Here is a 501-nt window from a genome sequence, read left to right as displayed (position 1 = left end):
GGTTTCATTTAGAAGTTATCTTTAATAAATTCAGCTGGAATACCATCTGATAACCATACTTTTTCATTACCTATATAAAACTTAATGCCTTTAGATTGAGCTAATTCTGTATCAATTATCAGAAGAATTGTCTCTCCTTTTTTTCTATTTCCAACCAATGTTGCTGTCTCAACATCCTCAGATAAATGTACATATTGACGAGACATCGGCTTCAATCCATTTGATTTAATATCATCTAAATAATTTATACTTGTCCCATGGTATAAATACTTTGGTGGATAACCAATTTCTTTAGAAATTTTCATTGGAATTGAATGACCATAAAAAGCTCTTATTTTCCCATTTTTAATCTCATGTCTTTTCTTTTCCGATAGGTTGATCATTTTAACTAGATCGTCTTCGGTTAACGTATTCCATTTTTCATCACTATTTCTAAATGATGAAATTAATTGTTCGACAGAAACCCAACCTTCAGAATCCAGTTCTAATTCATATTCCCAT

At 30.3% G+C, this 501-nt stretch carries 1 protein-coding gene; it reads right to left on the bottom strand.

All coding sequences use genetic code 11. The features are described from left to right. Positions 1-8: 8 nt before the first annotated feature. Positions 9-501: RNA 2'-phosphotransferase (locus HMPREF9064_RS00005; protein WP_005715932.1), on the bottom strand; the 493-nt coding region annotated here is incomplete at its 5' end.

It is taken from the genome of Aggregatibacter segnis ATCC 33393 (genome assembly GCF_000185305.1).
Taxonomy (GTDB): Bacteria; Pseudomonadota; Gammaproteobacteria; order Enterobacterales; family Pasteurellaceae; genus Aggregatibacter; species Aggregatibacter segnis.
This window is presented reverse-complemented; position numbering and strand designations above follow the sequence as displayed.